Here is an 18,468-nt window from a genome sequence, read left to right on the forward strand (position 1 = left end):
GGTCAGTCCGTCGCCTCCGCGTGCACCGGCTTCGGGATCAGCAGCGACGTGAACAGGGCCGCCACGATGAGCACGAGACCCGCCACGACACCGGCGCTGTAGCCGCCGACCGAGGTGCCGCCCGAGGGGGCGACCGAGTCCATCGCCGCGTACAGGATCACGAAGCTGAGGCCCGCGCCGAGGTTGAAGCAGCCCGCGTTGAGGCCCGGCAGGAAGCCGGGGTTCTCGGGCGGGGAGAGCACGATGCCGAGGCCGTTCAGCATGATGTTGGCCATGCCCGCGTACGTGACGCCCAGCAGGATCGACACCGCCAGGACGAGGCCCGACGAGTCCGTCTGGAGGGTCAGCAGCGCCAGGACCGTCGAGACCGCCGTGGCGATCAGTCCGGTGCGCAGGATGCGGCCGTAGCCGAACGTCGCCGCGAGGCGTCCCGAGATCGGGCCCATGGCCAGGCCCGCGAGCGCGTACGGGGTCAGCGTCCACCAGGTCGCGCCCTCGGCGCCGAGGCCGAGCCCCACCGAGGTGTCCTGCGCGAAGCCGGGCAGCAGACCGTTCATGATCGCGAAGACGCCGGTCATGGTCAGCATGGTGGACAGGAGCAGCGACCAGGTCGCGCGGCGCCTCAGCAGGTGCGTGGTGACCAGTGGGTGCGAGGAGCGGTTCTCCATGCGCCAGAACGCCCAGAAGGCGAGCACGGCGACGACCAGCAGACCGACCGCCAGCGGCCAGTTCGCCGCGGCCAGCTTGCCCGCCTCGTTGAAGGCGATCAGGAGCGCGCCGACGGAGATCACCAGGAGCAGCACGCCCGGCCAGTCCATCGGCGGCCGCTCGGCCGCGCGGGACTCCGGGGCGAAGAGGCGTACGAGCAGGGCCGAGAGGGCCGCGAAGGCGGTCATGACCCAGAAGATCGACGCGTAGCCGTAGTGCTCGGCGAGCGAGCCGCCCGCGAACGAGTCGACGCCCGCGATGCCGCCGTTGACGGCGGTGACGACGCCCATGAGGGTGCCGTACCGCTTCGGGTCCGGGATCTCGACGCGCAGCATGATCAGGGCGAGCGGGATCGTCGGGCCGGAGGCGCCCTGGATGACACGGCCCACGGCGAGCATCCCGACGGAGGTCGCGAGCGCGGAGATCACACACCCGACGGCCATCAGGACCATCATCCCGGTGAGCACCTTGCGGCGGCCGATCAGATCGCCGAGGCGCGGCAGGAAGAGCGAGAACAGCGCGGCGGCCGTGAAGAACGCGGTCTGCGTGACACCGATCGCGGACGCGGTGGTGTCCAGCTCGTCCGCCATCGTCGCGAGCGCGGGGCTGAGCATCGAGGCGTTGAGCTGGAAGGCGAAGCTGGCCGCGAGCAGCGCGACCATGAGGGCGCCGATCCTGACCGGTCGTCCCGCATCGGGGCCGCCGGCCGAGGAGTGGGGGGAGGCGGCGACGTTCATGCTGCGGGCGCCCCGTTCCCTTCGGGCTCACCGATGCGCTCCAGCGCGTCCACGACGAGGTTCCAGAACCGCTCGTGGTCCAGGTCGACGGCGACCTGGGTGTGGCAGTCGTCGGGCGCGGGCGCGCGCAGGTCGGTGACGGTCATGCCGAGCGTGAGGGAGCCGCGCAGCTCGATGTCGACGGGCGCCTTGCGGACGGTCATGACGCTCGGGTCGATGACGTACGCGACGGCGCAGGGGTCGTGCACGGGCGGGTGCTCGAAGCCCTGGTTCTCGCGGTAGGCCTCGCGGAAGAACTCGAGCAGTTCGAGCACGAACTGCGCGGGCTTCGTGCCGACGGCCTTGATCTTCTGCTCGACGGCCGGGGTGGCGAGCGCCTGGTGGGTGAGGTCGAGCCCGACCATCGTGACCGGCCACTTCTCGTTGAAGACGATGTGGGCGGCCTCGGGGTCGATCACGATGTTGAACTCGGCGACCGGGCTCCAGTTGCCCTCGTGGTAGCCGCCGCCCATCAGGACGACCTCGCGGACGCGCTCGACGATGCGCGGCTCCTTGCGGGCGGCGAGCGCGATGTTCGTGAGGCCCGCGGTCGGCACGATGGTGATCTCACCGGGCTCGTGCGCCATCACCGTGTCGATGATCAGGTCCACCGCGTGCCGCTCGTCGAGCTCGAAGGCGGCGTCCGGGAGATCGGGTCCGTCGAGGCCCGTGTCGCCGTGGATCTCGGGCGCGGTCTCGATCGTACGGATCAGCGGCCGCGGGCAGCCCGCGGCGAACGGCACCCCGGTGATGCCGGCGATCGCCGCCACGGAGAGGGCGTTGCGCGTCACCTTCTCCAGGGTCTGGTTCCCGACGACGGTGGTCACGGCGGCCAGGTCGATGTCGGGATTGCCGTGCGCGAGCAGCATCGCGACCGCGTCGTCGTGCCCCGGGTCGCAGTCGAGAATGATCTTCCTGGTCAACGGATTGAGCCCCTTTGCTCTGGTGCGAGCCCGCGTCCTGCCCCCGGTCGGATCGGCACGTGCTCTAAAAAACTGTCCACGGAAACATGACCCGGCGCCACACGAGTTGTCAACGCGCGTAGACGGCGGGTGGCCTGCGCGCCGGGCTCAGCCGGTGACCGGCTCGCCGTTCTCCAGCTCGACCGTGCCCGATCCGCTGTCCAGCACGTCGAGGGCGGCGCTCACCCGCCGGCCCAGCGACCCGAGCAGGTACGCGCCGAGCTCGGCGCGCTCCACGAACCGCCACGACAGCAGCTCCTCCTCCTGCAGCCGGATGGCCTTCTGCTGCGCCTCGGTCAGGACCCCGCCGTCGTAGAGGTACGCCACGAGCGGCGGCCGCCCCGTCCCCGGCACCCAGTCCACGGCAAGGAGTCGCCCCACGGGTACGTCGAGCCCGATCTCCTCCAGCGTCTCGCGGCGCGCGCCCTGCCGCGGCGACTCCCCGTCGTCCGACTCCACGGTGCCGCCGGGCAGCGCCCAGCCCTCCCGGTAATTGGGCTCGACGAGCAGCACCCGCCCCTCCGCGTCCCGGAACAGTGCGGCGGCGCCGACCAGGACGCGGGGGAGGCCTGCGATGTACGTGGCGTAGTCAAGGGTGGTCATCGGGCCACCCTAATAGCGCCATCTGTGCGGGTTCGGGGGCGGGTTTCGGTGCGGGTTTCGGTGCGGGGCCAGGCGTGGGATTCGGTGCGGTTTCAGGTCGTGGCGGGCCAGGTGTCCGGCCATGCCACGTCGTCGATCGCGAGCCACGGTGCGCGGGCCACGACGGTGGGGGTGAGGCCGGTGAACTCCCGTACGTCGCGGTGCAGATGGGGCTGGTCGACGTAGCCGCAGGCGGTGGCGACGTCGGCGGCCGGGCGCCCCGCAGCCAGCAGATGGGCGGCGTGGTCGAACCGTACGAGGCGGGCGGCGCGCTTGGGGGTGATGCCCAGTTGGGACCGGAAGCGGGCGCACAGCCTGCCCCGGCTCCAGCCGACCTCGTCCGCAAGGCCTTCGACCCGCACCCGCCCCCGGCGGGCCAGCGTCCGCCGCCAGATGTGGGCGACCTCGGGATCGACCCGTGGGGAGGTGTCGAGGCGGCGGCCGATGACCTCTGTCGCGATCGCGAACCGCTCGTGCCAGGAACCGGCGGCGCGCAGTCTGCCCTCGAACCCGTCCGCAGAGTGCCCCCAGGTATCGGCGAGGGACACCACGGTCCCGCTGAGGTCGGCCGACGCGCCGAACACCGCGGTCGCCAGGGCCGGTTGGAGACGTATCTGGAGACATGTGCCCACCCGTCCCGAGGTCCGGAGCTCGCCGGGGAGCAGCCCGATGACGGCGCTGCCGCGTCCGGTCCTGCCCTGGCTGTCGTAGACGATGTCGTCCTCGTCGCTCAGGTCGATGAGCAGGGTGACGGACGGGTGCGCGACCATGCTGATGTTCATGGGGGCGGGGGTGCCGGGGACGCGCTGACTGAACCCGGCCATGCTGATCCCCGGCAGCCGGAGCGCCGGGGGCGGGACCGAGATGTCCATCGCGTCCCAGTCGGGTGGGGCCCCGATGGCTGCCCCGATGGTTGTCCCGATTGTCTCGATCGGCGGCATGTGGCCAGTCTAGGACCGTGGTTGGCGTGCCGTCGCGACGAAGTCCAGCAACAGTTCGCCGGTCGCCTCCGGGGCTTCGAGGAGGGGGAGGTGCCCGACGCCGGGCAGCATCTCCACGCGCGCGTTCGGCACCGTCGCGTAGCTCTGCGCCGACGCCGGGTCCCAACGGGGGTCGGCGGCACCGAAGATGACCAACACCGGGATGCCGAGCGGGGCGAGCCGCTCGGGCACCGTGCGCTCGGTGATGTACGCGCCGTTCTCGCGCAGGACCGCCCGGAACGCGCCGTACGGGATGCCCTGCACGCCTGCGATCAGCTCCTCCGGAACGTCCACGGGGCGGGCGGCCGTCGACCTGATGCCCGCGCGGACCCAGGCGTCCGAGCGCATCGACCAGATGAGCCGGCCGAGCGGCGGGCCCGTCAGGAAGCGCAGGATGAACGGCTGCGGGAGGAGCGCGTCCATGCGCGGGCCCGAGCTGATCAGCGTGAGCGAGCGCACCAGGTCGGGGCGCTGTTCGGCGAGTGCGGTGGCGATGTAGCCCCCGCTGGAGTGCCCGGCCACGGCGACGTCCCGCAGCCCGAGATCGTCGAGCAGCTCGGCCAACGCGGCGGCCTGCGCCGGTACTTCGTAGGTCGGGGCGGGCGGGGAGTGGCCGCAGCCGGGCAGGTCGACCCGGATGACGTGATGGTGTTCCGCGAGGGCCGGGACCATCGGGATCCAGCAGCCGCCCGCGGCCCCGGATCCGTGGATGAGCAGGAGGGGCGGCGCCTGTGGCGGGCCGTCGTGGACCACGTGCATCCCGTGCGAGAGTTCAACGTCGTACGTAGTCATACGGCGAGGGTGCACGGGCCGCGGGCTCCCGGTCTTGTAAAAATGTCGCGCCCGGGGTGAGAGGGCTGGGCACGCTTACGACAGGTCCTGGTTCCCGGCCAACTCCAGGGTACGCGCCGCCAGTTCACTGATACGTACGCCGTCGAAGCCGAACACCGCGCTACGGACCCGGTCCTCCAGAGGCTCGGTCCACTGCGCGGGGATCGCGGCGGCGCCGCACAGCACCCCCGCGAACGAACCCGCCGTCGCGCCGTTCGAGTCCGTGTCGAGGCCGCCGCGGACCGTCAGGGGCACGGTGCGGGTGAAGTCCCCGTCGCCGTACAGCAGACCCGCGGTGAGCACCGCGGCGTTCGGGACCGTGTGGATCCAGCCGAGGCCCGCCGTCTCCTCGGCGACCGTGGCGAGCGTCTCCTCCCATGTCAGCCGCGAGTCGTGCAGGGAGGCCGTGCGGCGTACGACGCGGGCCAGGCGGCTGCTCGCGGGGATCACGCAGAGCGCGGCGTCGAGGGCGGCGCGCGGGGTCGGCGCGGTGAAGGCGGCGGAGATCAGGGCGGCCGCCCACATCGCGCCGTAGACGCCGTTGCCGGTGTGCGAGAGGACCGCGTCGCGGCGGGCCAGGGAGGCGGCGCGACGCGGGGCGCCCGGGTTGGTCCAGGCGAAGACGTCCGCGCGGATCAGGGCGCCGATCCACTCCTGGTGGGGGTTGTCGAACGTCGCCGTGAGCGGCGGCTTCAGTCCGTTCGCGAGATTCCGGTACGCCGCGCGCTCCGCCGTGAACGTCTGGAGGTAGGGGAGCCGGAGCAGCCACAGCTCGCCGACCTGCTCCGTGGTGAACGCGAAACCGTGGGTCTCCAGGAGGTGCAGGCCGAGCACCGCGTAGTCCACGTCGTCGTCGCGGCAGCTGCCGTGGATGCGGCCGCGCACGCACTGGCGCCACTCGGGACGCAGCGCCAGCGCCACCTCGTCCGACGGGGGCTCGGGCAGATAATCGGTCAGGGGCAGGGCCTCGGCCTGCCGCAGATAGCGGTCGATGCGCTCGCGCGTCCACACCTCGCCCTGCTCGACCGGCTTGCCGAGCATGTTGCCGGCGATCCGGCCGAGCCAGCCGCCGAGCACACGGTCGGCGAGGGCGCGTTCGGTGAGGTCGGTGAGCCGGGGGCTCGTTGGCGTCATGAGACCGGTGTACCCGCTTTTGAAGATCAACGGTCGCGCTGGTTTGCGGCTCTTTGTACGCGTATTCCGGCGGCGATCGCCGGTCCGCGGACCGGACGACCATGGGCAGCGGCCCCCTCCTGCGGTTAAGGTCGCAGCGGCGCGACTGCCTTGCCTCGAGCAAGGCGCAACAGCAAGGGGAGAGCAAGGTGGCGGACGCTGCAGGGGCTGCGCGGCACGTGTTGATCGCGGCGGACAAGTTCAAGGGCTCGCTCACCGCGGTGCAGGTCGCACAGCGTGTGACGGCGGGTCTGCACCGGGTCGCGCCCGAGGTCACGGTGGAGTCCGTGCCGGTCGCGGACGGTGGCGACGGGACGGTGGCGGCGGCGGTCGCGGCCGGGTTCGAGCGCCGCGAGGTCCGGGTGACCGGGCCGCTCGGTGAGCCGGTCGTCGCCGCGTACGCGCTGCGCGAGGGCACGGCCGTCGTGGAGATGGCGGAGGCGTCAGGCCTCCAGCTGCTGCCCGAGGGCGAGTTCGCGCCGCTCACGGCGACGACGTACGGGTCCGGTGAGGTGATCACCGCGGCGCTCGACGCCGGGGCGCGCTCGATCGTGTTCGGTGTGGGCGGCAGCGCCACGACGGACGGCGGCGCGGGCATGCTGGTGGCGCTCGGCGCGCGGCTGCTGGACGCGGAGGGCGCGCCGGTCGGGCCGGGCGGTGGCGCGCTCGCGGGCCTGGCCTCGGCCGATCTGTCCGGGCTCGACGCGCGGCTTGCCGATGTCGAACTCGTCCTGGCGAGCGACGTCGACAATCCGCTGACCGGGCCGAAGGGTGCGCCCGCGATCTACGGTCCGCAGAAGGGTGCCACTCCGCAGGACGTCGCCGAGCTGGACGCGGCGCTCGCCCACTACGCGAAGGTGCTGTCCGAGTCGGTGGGGCCGAAGGCGCTCGAGTACGCGGAGTCGCCGGGGGCCGGTGCCGCGGGTGGCATCGGGTTCGGGGCGCTGGTCGGGCTCGGGGCGAGCTTCCGGCCCGGTATCGAGGTCATGCTCGACGTTCTCGGCTTCGCGTCCGCGTTGGAGCGGGCCGGGCTCGTGATCACCGGCGAGGGCTCGCTGGACGAGCAGACGCTGCACGGGAAGGCACCGGCGGGTGTCGCGTCGGCGGCGCGGGCGGCGGGTGTCGAGGTCGTCGCCGTGTGCGGGCGGCTCGCGCTGGCGCCGGAGGTGCTGGGGCGGGCCGGAATCCGCCGCGCGTACGCGCTCACTGACGTGGAGCCGGATGTGGCCCGCTGCATCGCCGAGGCGGGGCCGATCCTGGAGGACGTCGCCGCGTCCATCGCGGAGGACTTCTTGCGCTGAGGCGGGGCGGGGGTCGGCGGCTTCGCCGGTGTTGCGTTCCGGCGGGGTGCCGTGGGCGGGGCCCTGCGTTTCCGTTGCGCGGCACCGGGGGCCGCCTTGCCCACCCTGCCGCCCTTGGCGGCAGATTGCCCAAGGCGGGGCGGCCACATCCTGCATGTTGCCCAAGGCGGGGCGGCCACATCCTGCCCGTGCCGATAGCCTGCGTCACCATGATGCGCGCATGGATCCTGCCGATGGTGTTTGTGCTCAGTGGCTCGGCCCTCGCGACCGGGCAGTTCCTCAACGGCAGTCCCGCCATGGCCACGGCACTCCTGCTGGCGTTTCTCGTGCTCGCCGCCGTGAACTCGCCCGTGATCTTCCCGAGGTCGATCGGCGCGCAGGAGGCGCAGCGTCGCAGCGCGGCCGACGGCCGGCCGGTTGTCTTCTGGCGTCCGGGCTGCAAGTTCTGCATACGGCTGCGCCTCCGGCTCGGCCGCAGCGCCCGCCGGCTGCACTGGGTCAACATCTGGCACGACCCGGCAGGAGCCGCCGCGGTGAGGGTCGCCAACGGCGGCAACGAGACCGTGCCGACCGTCGTCGTGGCGGGCCGGCCCCACACCAACCCGGACCCCGAGTGGGTGCGCGAACAGCTCTCCGCTTCCGGGTGACCGCAGAATTGCCCCCTCGTGCTCCCGCCGGAATCGCCCCGCCCCGACCCTCGGTGCCCCCGTGCAGGCCGGTTCCGGCAGGTCGTGGGTGGCAGGGCCGCCGCCGGGGCCGCACAAGGTCTCGTGCCCGTTCCGGGCCGCGCGCGACACCGCCTCCCAAGCCGCTCACCTGCCAGAATGCGGGCCCCCGGGTAGCCTGGGGCGTGTCAACTCGCCGGTGAGGGAGACTTGTTGAAGCGATACATGCGCACCACGGATGACGTCCTGGAGATGCTCGACCGGGCCTTCCCGAGTACCGGCGGAGCCGACTGGTGGGATCGGTTCTATGGCGACCGGGAGCGGGACGTTCCGTTCTTCGTCGAGAAGGCCGACGAGAATCTCGTCGCCCACCTCGACAAGGGGCCGATCCGCCCGGAGGGCCGCGCGCTGGACCTCGGGTGCGGGCCAGGCCGCAACGCCCTGCACCTCGCCGCCCGCGGCTTCGACGTGGACGCCGTCGACCTGTCCGCCACCGCCGTGGCATGGGGCAAGGAGCGGGCCGCGGCCGCAGCCGCGGACGTACGGTTCCACCAGGGGGACATCTTCGACGTCCAACTCCCGTACGACACGTACGACGTGGTGTACGACTCCGGGTGCCTGCACCACCTCCCGCCGCACCGCCGCATCAGCTATCTCGCCCTGCTCGACCGCGTACTCGCGCCCGGCGGCTACTTCGGACTCGTCTGTTTCGCCGCGGGAGCGATGGGCTCCGAAGCGTCCGACGAGGAGCTGTACCGGAGCGGCGACCTTGAAGGCGGTATCGCCTTCGCCACCGATGAACTGCGCCACATCTTCGACGAGTTGGAGGAGGTCGAGATCCGGCCCATGGCCGCGCAGGGCGAGGGATCGGCGACGTACGGCGTGCCCTTCCTCCTCACCGCGTTGTTCCGGCGTCCCGAACCCGATCCCCGCTCACCCCGGTGACAACCGGTACGCGTCCAGCGCCAGCGTCATCTCCATCAGATCCCGTGGCCGCGACAGCGAACGCGACGTCAACTGCTCCAGCCTGCGCAGCCGGTTGAAGACCGTGTTGCGGTGGCAGTACAGGCGCCCCGCCGCCCGTCCCGCCGACCCCTCGCACGCCAGCCACGCGTCCAGCGTCTCCAACAGGACCGCCCGGTCGGCCGGTTCGAGCGCGAGGAGCTCGCCGAAGACGCCCGACACCAGACGCTGGGCGAGGTCCGGCTGGCTCACCACCAGTGCCGTCGGCATCCGCTCGTCCAGGCGGACCACCCCCGTGGTGTCCGGCGGGCAGGTGCGCAACGCGAGTTCGGCGAGGCGGCGGGCGTGGCCGAGCTCGGCGAGCCCCTTGACGACGGGGCTGACCCCGCCGGGGCCGGGGCAGCGGCCGTCGAGCAGCGCCGCCAGGTCGTCCAGCGTGCGGCCCGCCCCGAGCGCCGCCACCCCCACCTCGCAGTCCGCCCGCATCCGCCATACGAACCGGAACCGCGGGTCCTGGATCCGCCGGTGGAACGCCTCGCGCCCGCCCTGCCGCTCCACCCGGAGCACGACGACGGCGTACGGGCCGTGCTCGGGCAGGTCGAGGCCCGCTGCCGCGCGCGCCGCGAGGCCCGGCGCGGGGCGGCCGTCCAGGAGCGCGTCGAGCAGCGCCTGGGTCTGCTCGTCGGTACGGCGGCGCAGCTCCAACTCCGTTGCCCGGTACGCCTCTGAGGCCGCCTCGGCCTGCGCGTCCACCGCCGCCCACACCATCGTCGCGGAACGCATCAGCGCCTTCAGCCGGGCCGGTTCGCCGCCCGCGCTCTCCATCAGGGCGTCCCAGACGAGATAGCCCGCGTTGCGGTAGGCGTGGATCAGGAGGTCGAGCGGCAGCCCCTGACCCGCCCGGCGCCGGCCCGCGTCCTCCGCGTACTCCAGGTCCTTGCGCGGCGAGTCGCGTGGCGCCGAGATCGTCTCGACGCCGATGCGCATCGCCTGCTCGGCCTCCCGCCACTGGGCGTCGTACGGCAGCACGCGCGCGTAGACGTCCGAGTGCGCGAAGAGCTGCCGCAGATGCTCGTCGACGAGTTCCGGCACCCGGTCGAGGAGCGTGCCGCAGGCCTCCTTCAGCAGCTGCCAGTCCTGGCCCGTGCGGTGTTTGCGTGTTCCCATCGCCCCTCCCCAACGAGCCGTACGAGTCGTTAAAGCGACGGCAAAGGACTCACCCGCTTGTGCGGAGGATGCCACCCGCCGCCCGTCCCCGGCAGGCCCCTGACACGCGGTCTTGTGCGCGGGCACAACCGGGGCGGTCAGGGGCTGGTCCCGCGCAGCGATTCGCGGGTCGCCCGTGGACGGGCCGTCCGCACGGTGCTGTCGTGAGCGCCACCGGTCCAGGGAGGGACGCACACAGTGACCGATGTGAGCGATGCAAGAGAACCAGGGCTCCTCGTCGACGACGTATCCGTCGGCTACGGGCCCGTACGCGCCCTGCGCGGAGTGACGTTGGAGGTACCTTCGGGGTCCGTCGTCGCCGTGCTCGGCGGCAACGGAGCGGGCAAGACGACGCTGCTGCGCGCCGTCTCGCGCACCCTCGGCTTCCACGGCGGGGCGGTGACGTCCGGCACGGTGGACTTCGGCGGCCGGCGGATCGGTGGCATGTCCGCCGACCGTGTGGTGGCCGCCGGGGTCTGCCAAGTCCCTGAGGGGCGGCGGGTGTTCGCGCGGATGACCGTCGCGGACAATCTGCGGGCCGGGGCGCTCGGATCGCACGGTTCGCGGGCCGCCAAGGCGGCGGCGCTGCGGCGCGTGCACGAACTCTTCCCCGTACTCGCCGACCGGGCGCAGCAGCGGGCGGGGCTGCTGTCCGGCGGCGAGCAGCAGATGCTGGCCGTGGGCCGCGCCCTGATGGCCGCGCCGAAACTGCTGCTCCTGGACGAACCGTCGCTGGGCCTCGCCCCGTTGATGGCCGCCCGGATCGCCGACACGATCCGCGAGATCAACGCCCAGGGCGTCTCCGTCCTCCTCGTCGAACAGAACGCGGCGCTCGCGCTGCGGCTCGCCTCGCACGCGTACGTCCTGGAGGTCGGCGAGATCACCCTGCACGGCCGCGCCGACGAACTCGCAGGATCCGACGAGGTGCGCCGCCGCTACCTGGGCGTGGTCGACGAGACGGCCGCGTCGGACGCCGCGGCCGCGACCGGCGGGTCCGCGCACACGCCGACGCTCAGCCGTTGGGGAGGCACGCGATGACGAACGTGGCGACCTCGCACGTGGACGTACCGCCGCCGCACGCGGACGTACCGCCGCTGTACGTAAGGGACTTGACCGTGCGCTTCGCGGGTCTCACCGCCCTCGACGCCATCGGCATGACCGTCGAACCGGGCACGGTGCACGCCGTCATCGGCCCGAACGGAGCGGGCAAGTCCACCACCTTCAACGTCCTCTCCGGCGTCTACCGGGCCACCTCCGGCACCGTCCACCTCGGCGAGCGCGAACTGACCGGCCTGCACCCGCACCGCATCGCCGAACTCGGCGTCGCCCGCACCTTCCAGAACCTCGCCCTGCCGCCGCACACCACCGTCGCCGACAGCCTGCTGCTCGGCCGGCACCGGCTGACCCGCGCGGGCTTCGTCGCGGCCGGCCTGCGGCTGCCGTCGGCGGTCCGCGAGGAGCGCCTCCACCGCGAACGGGTCGCGGAGATCGCCGAGTTCGTCGGAATCGCCGACCAACTCACCACACCCACCGGCTCGTTGCCGTACGGCGCGCAGAAGCTCGCCGAACTCGCCCGAGCCCTGTGCATGGAGCCCAGGATCCTTCTCCTCGACGAACCCGTCGCCGGCATGACCGCCGACGAACGCCGCCGCACCGCAGCCGTCATCGCGGGCGTCCGCGACAGCCTCGGCATCTCGATCGTCCTGGTCGAACACGACATGGGTGTCGTCATGCGGCTCGCCGACGAGGTGACGGTCCTCGATTTCGGCCGCCGCATCGCGGGCGGCCCCCCGGAGCGGGTGCAGAACGACCCGGCGGTGGTCCAGGCGTACCTGGGCACCCCCGAAGAGCCGGAGGCCTCCGCATGACTGATTTCACGACGTTTCTCGAACTCCTCATCAACGGCATCTCGATGGGCTCCGTCTACGCGCTCATCGCCCTCGGCTTCGTCGTCATCTTCCGGGCCACCGAGGTGGTCAACTTCGCCCACGCGTCGCTGCTGCTCGCCGGCGGCTACGTCATCGCGTCGCTCCACGACGACATCGGGTTCTGGCCCGCGGTCGGTGTCGGCATCGCGGCCGCGGCCGTCGTCGGCGCCTCCGTCGAGTTCTTCGTGATGCGGCGCTACCGGGGGCGCGACCACAGCGTCCTCGCCATCGTCACCATCGGCGTCGACATCCTCCTGACCACCGAACTCACCCGCCGCCTCGGCACGGACGTGCTCGCCATGGGAGACCCGTGGGGCGATGCCGTGCTCACCGTCGGCGGGGTCTCCATCGCGCACACCCGGATCGCGGCGCTCGCCGCGGCGGCCCTGCTCATCACCACCTTCCTGCTCACGTTCCGCTACACCTCGTGGGGCGTCGCGATGCGCGCCGCCGCCGAGAGCAGCGAGACCGCCGCGCTGATGGGCGTACGGCTCGGGCGGGTGTCGCTCGGCGCGTGGGCGGTGGCGGGCGGGCTCGCCGCCGTCGCCGCGCTGTTCCTGACCGTGTTCCCGACGCCGGGCCTCGAACGGGCCACGTCACTCGCCGCGTTGAAGGCCTTCCCCGCCGCGATCCTCGGCGGCCTCGACTCCACCACCGGCGCGCTCGTCGGCGGGCTCATCGTCGGCGTCACCGAGTCCCTCGCCGCCGGCTACCAGAGCGAACTCGCCTTCATGGGCCGCGGCCTCGGCGACGTCGCGCCCTATCTCGTGATGACCGTGATCCTGCTGCTGCGGCCCTCGGGGCTCTTCGGGACGAAGGAGCTGGCCCGTGTCTGACGTACTCGCCTCGGATGCCCCACCGGCCAAGCCCCGCACCACATACGGCAGTTCACTGCGGGGGCGCCTCTCGCGCCGCCGTACGTACGTCATCGCGGCCTGCGCCCTGCTGCTGCTCGCCCTGCCGTTCTACGTGGAGCGCTTCTGGCTTCAGGCGGGCCTGTTCGCCATGGCCGCCGCCATCGGCGCCATCGGCCTCAACCTGCTGACCGGCGCGACCGGGCAACTCTCCATGGGGCACGCCTTCTTCCTCGCCGTCGGCGCCTACGGGTACTGCGTGTTCGCGGGGGAGCGGGACCAGACGCTGAACGGGCTCGGCCTCCCGCCGTGGCTCGCCGCCGTGCTCGCGGTGCTCGTCGCGGGCGTCGCGGGCGGCCTGTTCAGCCCCATCGCGGGCCGCCTCAAGGGCGCGTACCTCGGCATCGCGACCCTCGCGCTGATCTTCATCGGGCAGCACGTCCTGTTCAACGCCGAGGACCTGACCGGCGGCGCCAACGGGCGCGACGTACCCGCCATGAGCCTGTTCGGCCTCACCTTCGACGAAAGTGAACTCGCCGTCGCGGGCGTGCCGTTCGGCGCCTCCGAGAAGCTCTGGTACCTGGGGCTGCTGCTCACGCTCGGCTGCGGACTCTTCGCCCGCGGAGTGCTGCGCGGACGGCCGGGACGGGCACTGAACGCGATCCGCGACCACCGCATCGCGGCCGGGGTGCTCGGCGTGCCGGTCGCCCGCTACCGCGGCTTCGTCTTCGTGCTCTCGTCGATGTACGCGGGGCTCGCGGGCGTACTGCTCGCCCTGATCTTCCAGCGCACCGTGCCCGACTACTTCGGCATCACGCTCTCCCTCGAATACCTCGCCATGATCGTCATCGGCGGCCTCGGATCCGTGGCGGGCGCCGTCATCGGCGCGGCCTTCGTCTCGCTCCTGCCGCAACTGCTCACCCGGTACAGCGACGCCCTGCCCCTGGTCTCCGCCCCCGGCACCGGCGGCGTGGCACCGGGCGAGGCGTCCCGCTATCTGTACGGCGCCGCCGTCGTGGCGGTGGTCCTTTTCCTACCCGGCGGACTTGTGCGGCTGACCGCCCCGCGCGCCAGGAAACACCCTCAGGAGGACGCATGAACCCAAGGAACGGCCGCACCCGCATGGTCACGGTGACCGCCGTGGCCACCCTGCTCGCACTGACCGCCGCGTGCAGCTCCAAGGCCAAGGACGACGGGGACGGCGACAAGCAGAGCGCGGGCGGCATCAAGACCGGCAAGGGCATCACCGGCAAGACGATCAACCTCGGCGTCCTCACCGACATGACCGGCGTCTACGCGACGCTCGGCAAGAGCGTCACCCAGGCGCAGCAGCTGTACGTGAAGCAGTTCAACGCCGCGGGCGGCGCCTGCGGCTACAAGGCCAAGCTGACCGTGCGCGACCACGGCTACGACCCGCAGAAGGCCGTCGCCGGCTACACGGAGCTGGCCCCCGACGTGCTCGGCTTCCCGCAGTTCCTCGGCTCGCCGTTCGTGGCCGCCGTCAAGAAGCGCATCGACGGCCAGGACAAGGCCCTCGTCCTGCCGCAGGCCTGGTCGGCGCATCTGCTCGGCAGCCCGTACGTGCGCGTCATCGGGTCGACGTACGACATTGAGACGATCAACGCGATCGACTTCCTGATGAAGGAGAAGGGCCTCAAGAAGGGCGACAAGCTCGGCCACGTCTACTTCGAGGGCGACTACGGCGAGAACGCGCTGCAAGGCTCCGAGTACATGGCGAAGAAGGAGGGGCTGACCCTCGTCAAGCAGAAGATCAAGCCGACCGACAACGATATGACCGCCCAGGTCACCGCCCTGAAGAAGGCCGGCGTCAAGGGCGTCGTGATCAGCGCGGGCCCGCGCCAGGCGGCCTCCCTCGTCGGCGTCGCGGCGGCGGCGAAGCTGAACGCGCCGATCATCGGCAACAACTCGGCGTACTCGCCGCAGCTGCTCGGCACGCAGGCGGCCCCGGCGCTGCTGAAGAACTACTGGGTCGCCTCGCCCTCGCTGCCCATCGGCGCGGACACCCCGGAGGCGAAGAAGCTCGTCGCCGACTACAAGGAGGCGTATCCGAAGGACTCGCTCGACAACGGCGTCGTCGCGGGCTGGACCGCCGCGGCCGTGTTCGGCGAGGCCCTGAAGAAGGCCTGCGAGGACAAGGACCTCACACGTGAGGGCGTCGACAAGGCACTGCTGTCCCTCAGTGACTTCGACAACGGCTTCGGCGTCGCCCAGGACTTCAGCGACCCCAAGGCCCCGTCCTCCCACGAATCGGTGATCCTGCAGCCCGACAAGTCGGCGGTCGGCGGCATGAAGGTCGTGCGTGAGCCGTCCGAGTCCGCAGAGGCCAAGGGCTATACGCCGACGGTGAGTTGACGTCCGCGTGTGTCGGCCGCGCCGGGGCATCCGAACGCGCCCGGCCTGGCCGACACACCCCTCCTCGCCCCGAAAACACGTGGACCGCCCGCACCCCGTCACGGGACACTCCGATGCTCGGCCACATCACGGCCGGAACCCCACACCCCAACACCCAAGGGACGGGATCGGATTGACCTCATTGCGCGAAGTGCCACCGAGTCGCGGCTCGGTACTGCTCGCACTCCGCTTCTACGGACGGGAACTGGCCAGGGCACGCCGGTTCGCGATCCCCGCGATGCTGCTGCCCGCACTCGGCAATATCGGCCTCTTCTACCTCGCGCCGCTCGTCGTCGCCAAGCTCGTCGGCCACCTCGCCGACGGTGGTGAGCGCACCGTCGACGCGATGCTGCCGTACGTCCTCTGCTTCGCCGGTGTGCTGCTCGCCGCCGAAGTGATGTGGCGCATCGGATACCACTGCATCAACCGGCTCGAGGCGGGCGCCATCTCGCGCCTGTACGTGATCGGCATGGACGAGCTGTACGCGAAGGACGTCACGTTCTTCCACGACAACTTCGCCGGCTCGCTCACCAAGCGCGTCCTGAGCTTCGCCTCGCGGTTCGAGGAGTTCGCGGACGTACTGATCTTCAACGTGATGGCCAGCTTCGTACCGATCGTGTTCGGATCGGTCGTGCTGTGGCGGTACGAGCCGTGGCTCGTCGTCGTGCTCCTGGCGATGATCGTGGTCACCGGCCTGTGCGTGCGGCCCCTGATCCGTCGCCGCCAGAAGCTGGTCAACGCGCGCGAGGCGGCGTTCACCCACATGTCGGGGCATGTCGCCGACAGCCTGATGAACATGGAGACGGTCCGCGCCTTCGGCGCCGAGGAGCGCGAGGCCGCCGAGCACCGGGAGCGGGTCGCGGACGCGCGCGGCCACATTCTGCGGGCCTGGGACTACGGCAATCTGCGCGTGGACACCCTCGTCGCCCCGCTCTCCGTGCTGACCAACGCCCTCGGACTGCTCCTTGCCGTCGCCCTCGCGGGCAGCGGCCAGGGCGTCGAGGCGATCGTCGTCGCGTTCACGTACTTCACCAACGCGACGCGGATCATGTTCGAGTTCAACCAGATCTACCGGCGTCTGGAACGCGCCATGACAGAGGCGGCCCAGTTCACGGAGCTGCTGCGGGACAAGCCCAAGGTGCTCGACCCGGCCGAGCCCGAGGAGCCGCAGGAGACCTCGGCCGCCGCCGTCCGCTTCGAGCGGGTCGCGTACGCGCACGCCGGCGCGGAGCCGCTGTTCACCGGGCTCGACCTGACCGTGCCCGGTGGCACGCGGCTCGGCCTGGTCGGCCGCTCGGGCGGCGGCAAGACGACGCTGACCAGGCTGCTGCTGCGGATGATGGACATCGACGGCGGCCGGATCCTGATCGACGGCCAGGACATCTCCAAGCTGCGCCAGGCCGACCTGCGGTCCCGGATCGCGTACGTCCCCCAGGAGCCGGCCATGTTCCACCGCAGCCTGCGCGAGAACATCGCCTTCGCCCGGCCGGAGGCGAGCGCGGCGGAGGTCAGGCGGGCGGCGGAGGCGGCGCACGTCACCGAGTTCGCCGACGCGCTGCCCGAAGGCTTCGACACGATGGTCGGGGAGCGCGGCATCAAGCTCTCCGGCGGCCAGCGCCAGCGGGTGGCCCTGGCCCGCGCGATCCTGCGCGACGCCCCCATCCTGCTCCTGGACGAGGCGACCAGCGCCCTCGACTCGGAGAGCGAGCTCCTCGTGCAGGAGGCCCTCTGGCGGCTCATGGAGGGCCGCACAGCCCTGGTGGTGGCCCACCGCCTGAGCACGGTGGCCGGCATGGACCACCTGGTCGTCCTGGACCACGGCCGCATCGTGGAACAGGGCACCCACACCGCCCTCCTCTCAGCCCACGGCACCTACGCCAAACTCTGGCAGCACCAGTCGGGAGGTTTCCTGGAGGAGGTGGCCTGACCCTGGCGGCACCGGGGTGAGGCCCAGCCGAAGGCGCTGCCGGCGCCGGGGTGCCGCCTTGCCCACCCTGCCGCCCAAGGCGGCAGATTGCCCAAGGCGGGACGGCACCATCAAGCCCCGGTGGCGATTGAGTCTTTCAAGCCCCGCCGGCGATTGAGGCGCGGGGTATGGGGCAGAGCCCCAATCTTTTCAGCCCCTGCGGCGATTGAGCAGCGGGGTCCGGGGCAGAGCCCCGAGGCCGCAACCACGGCGCCGGTGACACACAAAAAGGCGGTGGGCCCGAGCCAAAAGGCTCGGGCCCACCGCCCACACGTACCGCCGGGCTACGGCAACTGCGCCGCACGCGCCTCACGCCGATTGCCACGGAAGTTGTTCACGCGGCGAGCCGTCGCGAAGAGCGGGATCACGGCGCCGAGCACGACCTGCAACGTGCAGCCCGTCGCCAGCAGCAGCTGCCCACCGGGCGCGTCGAACGCCCAGGCCGCGAGGAGCCCCATGCTCGCCACGATCCACCCCAGCATCGCCACCGCGAGCCGCCCCCGCGGCTTCGGGTACTCGACACGGCTGACCATGAGCCACGCCGTACCGATGATCGCGAGGAGCGTCGCCACGAAGGGCAGCTCGAGCAGCACGATCGAGACGACGGTCAGCGCACCGAACGGCGACGGCATCCCCTGGAACGTGCCGTCCTTCACGGTCACGCACGAGAACCGCGCAAGCCGCAGCACCACCGCCAGCAACACCACGATGGCGCCCACCGCCGCGACTCTCTGGTGCGCATCATCGGCGACCATGCCGTAAACCAGCACAAAGTAAGCAGGCGCCAGACCGAAGCTGATCAGGTCCGACAGGTTGTCCAGCTCCGCGCCCATCGGCGAGGACCGCAGCTTGCGCGCCACCAGACCGTCGAACAGGTCGAAGATCGCGGCGGCGAGCATCAGGATCACGGCGGTCGCGGCGGAGTGCCGCGCCATGCCGGAGTCCGAGCTGCCCTGGATGTGCGGGATCAGGATCCCGGTCGTCGTGAAGTAGACGGCCATGAAGCCGCACGTGGCGTTGCCCAGCGTCAGGGTGTCCGCTATCGACAGGCGAAGCGACAGCGGCATCTCTTCCGCGTCGTCCGCCATGTCGTCGTCCGCC

At 71.7% G+C, this 18,468-nt stretch carries 17 protein-coding genes; 9 read left to right on the plus strand and 8 right to left on the minus strand.

Features of this window, described 5'->3' with window-relative positions; all coding sequences use genetic code 11:
- Positions 1–2: 2 nt before the first annotated feature.
- The 6 genes from uriT to OG746_RS16695 form a co-directional block, all read right to left on the minus strand.
- Complete coding sequence (gene uriT / locus OG746_RS16670) at positions 3–1,445, minus strand: uridine transporter UriT (protein WP_266715397.1); 1,443 nt, start codon at positions 1,443–1,445, stop codon at positions 3–5.
- Positions 1,442–2,407 carry a uridine-preferring nucleoside hydrolase UriH gene (gene uriH / locus OG746_RS16675; protein WP_266715398.1) on the minus strand — a complete coding sequence of 322 codons (966 nt, stop codon included), beginning with the start codon at positions 2,405–2,407 and terminating at the stop codon, positions 1,442–1,444. Before uriH ends, uriT begins: the two co-directional genes overlap by 4 nt.
- A gap of 147 nt (positions 2,408–2,554) precedes the next feature.
- Positions 2,555–3,049, minus strand: coding sequence for an NUDIX domain-containing protein (locus OG746_RS16680; RefSeq protein ID WP_266715399.1), 495 nt, complete (start codon positions 3,047–3,049; stop codon positions 2,555–2,557).
- Between the two features lie 92 nt (positions 3,050–3,141).
- Complete coding sequence (locus OG746_RS16685; RefSeq protein WP_443063152.1) at positions 3,142–4,029, minus strand: helix-turn-helix domain-containing protein; 888 nt, start codon at positions 4,027–4,029, stop codon at positions 3,142–3,144.
- Positions 4,030–4,038: 9 nt separating this feature from the next.
- Entirely contained in the window at positions 4,039–4,860 is an 822-nt protein-coding gene (locus tag OG746_RS16690) for an alpha/beta fold hydrolase (protein ID WP_266715400.1), read from the minus strand.
- 75 nt (positions 4,861–4,935) lie between these two features.
- Complete coding sequence (locus tag OG746_RS16695; RefSeq protein ID WP_266715401.1) at positions 4,936–6,033, minus strand: ADP-ribosylglycohydrolase family protein; 1,098 nt, start codon at positions 6,031–6,033, stop codon at positions 4,936–4,938.
- Positions 6,034–6,221: 188 nt separating this feature from the next.
- Between OG746_RS16695 and OG746_RS16700 the strand changes: the two genes are divergently transcribed.
- From OG746_RS16700 to OG746_RS16710, 3 genes are all read left to right on the plus strand, one after another.
- Positions 6,222–7,373, plus strand: coding sequence for a glycerate kinase (locus OG746_RS16700; RefSeq protein WP_266715402.1), 1,152 nt, complete (start codon positions 6,222–6,224; stop codon positions 7,371–7,373).
- Between the two features lie 209 nt (positions 7,374–7,582).
- The gene (locus OG746_RS16705; RefSeq protein WP_266715403.1) at positions 7,583–8,020 is read left to right on the plus strand and encodes a glutaredoxin domain-containing protein; all 438 of its coding nucleotides are present in this window, start codon (positions 7,583–7,585) and stop codon (positions 8,018–8,020) included.
- Positions 8,021–8,251: 231 nt separating this feature from the next.
- Positions 8,252–8,983 carry a class I SAM-dependent methyltransferase gene (locus tag OG746_RS16710; protein WP_266715404.1) on the plus strand — a complete coding sequence of 244 codons (732 nt, stop codon included), beginning with the start codon at positions 8,252–8,254 and terminating at the stop codon, positions 8,981–8,983.
- Here the strand turns inward: OG746_RS16710 and OG746_RS16715 are convergent.
- Positions 8,972–10,168, minus strand: a complete 1,197-nt coding sequence (locus tag OG746_RS16715) for an RsbRD N-terminal domain-containing protein (RefSeq protein WP_266715405.1) — start codon at positions 10,166–10,168, stop codon at positions 8,972–8,974. The two genes, OG746_RS16710 and OG746_RS16715, sit on opposite strands and share 12 nt — an antisense overlap.
- Before the next feature lie 246 nt (positions 10,169–10,414).
- Here OG746_RS16715 and OG746_RS16720 point away from each other — a divergent pair, with 246 nt between their 5' ends.
- The 6 genes from OG746_RS16720 (at position 10,415) to OG746_RS16745 (ending at position 17,328) form a co-directional block, all read left to right on the plus strand.
- Positions 10,415–11,245, plus strand: a complete 831-nt coding sequence (locus OG746_RS16720) for an ABC transporter ATP-binding protein (protein WP_266715406.1) — start codon at positions 10,415–10,417, stop codon at positions 11,243–11,245.
- Positions 11,242–12,075: an ABC transporter ATP-binding protein gene (locus OG746_RS16725; protein ID WP_266715407.1), complete on the plus strand. Its 834-nt coding sequence runs from the start codon at positions 11,242–11,244 to the stop codon at positions 12,073–12,075. The genes OG746_RS16720 and OG746_RS16725 overlap by 4 nt, the downstream gene beginning before the upstream one ends.
- Complete coding sequence (locus OG746_RS16730) at positions 12,072–12,971, plus strand: branched-chain amino acid ABC transporter permease (protein WP_266715408.1); 900 nt, start codon at positions 12,072–12,074, stop codon at positions 12,969–12,971. Before OG746_RS16725 ends, OG746_RS16730 begins: the two co-directional genes overlap by 4 nt.
- A complete protein-coding gene (locus OG746_RS16735) occupies positions 12,964–14,088 on the plus strand; it encodes a branched-chain amino acid ABC transporter permease (protein ID WP_524540417.1) in 1,125 nt (374 codons plus the stop codon). The genes OG746_RS16730 and OG746_RS16735 overlap by 8 nt, the downstream gene beginning before the upstream one ends.
- Positions 14,085–15,362, plus strand: coding sequence for an ABC transporter substrate-binding protein (locus OG746_RS16740; RefSeq protein ID WP_266715409.1), 1,278 nt, complete (start codon positions 14,085–14,087; stop codon positions 15,360–15,362). The genes OG746_RS16735 and OG746_RS16740 overlap by 4 nt, the downstream gene beginning before the upstream one ends.
- A gap of 277 nt (positions 15,363–15,639) precedes the next feature.
- Positions 15,640–17,328: an ABC transporter ATP-binding protein gene (locus OG746_RS16745; RefSeq protein WP_524540468.1), complete on the plus strand. Its 1,689-nt coding sequence runs from the start codon at positions 15,640–15,642 to the stop codon at positions 17,326–17,328.
- Positions 17,329–17,651: 323 nt separating this feature from the next.
- Here the strand turns inward: OG746_RS16745 and pssA are convergent, their stop codons facing one another.
- The gene (gene pssA / locus OG746_RS16750; protein ID WP_266715411.1) at positions 17,652–18,455 is read right to left on the minus strand and encodes a CDP-diacylglycerol--serine O-phosphatidyltransferase; all 804 of its coding nucleotides are present in this window, start codon (positions 18,453–18,455) and stop codon (positions 17,652–17,654) included.
- Positions 18,456–18,468: the final 13 nt, after the last annotated feature.

It is taken from the genome of Streptomyces sp. NBC_01016, from assembly GCF_026341035.1.
GTDB lineage: Bacteria > Actinomycetota > Actinomycetes > Streptomycetales > Streptomycetaceae > Streptomyces.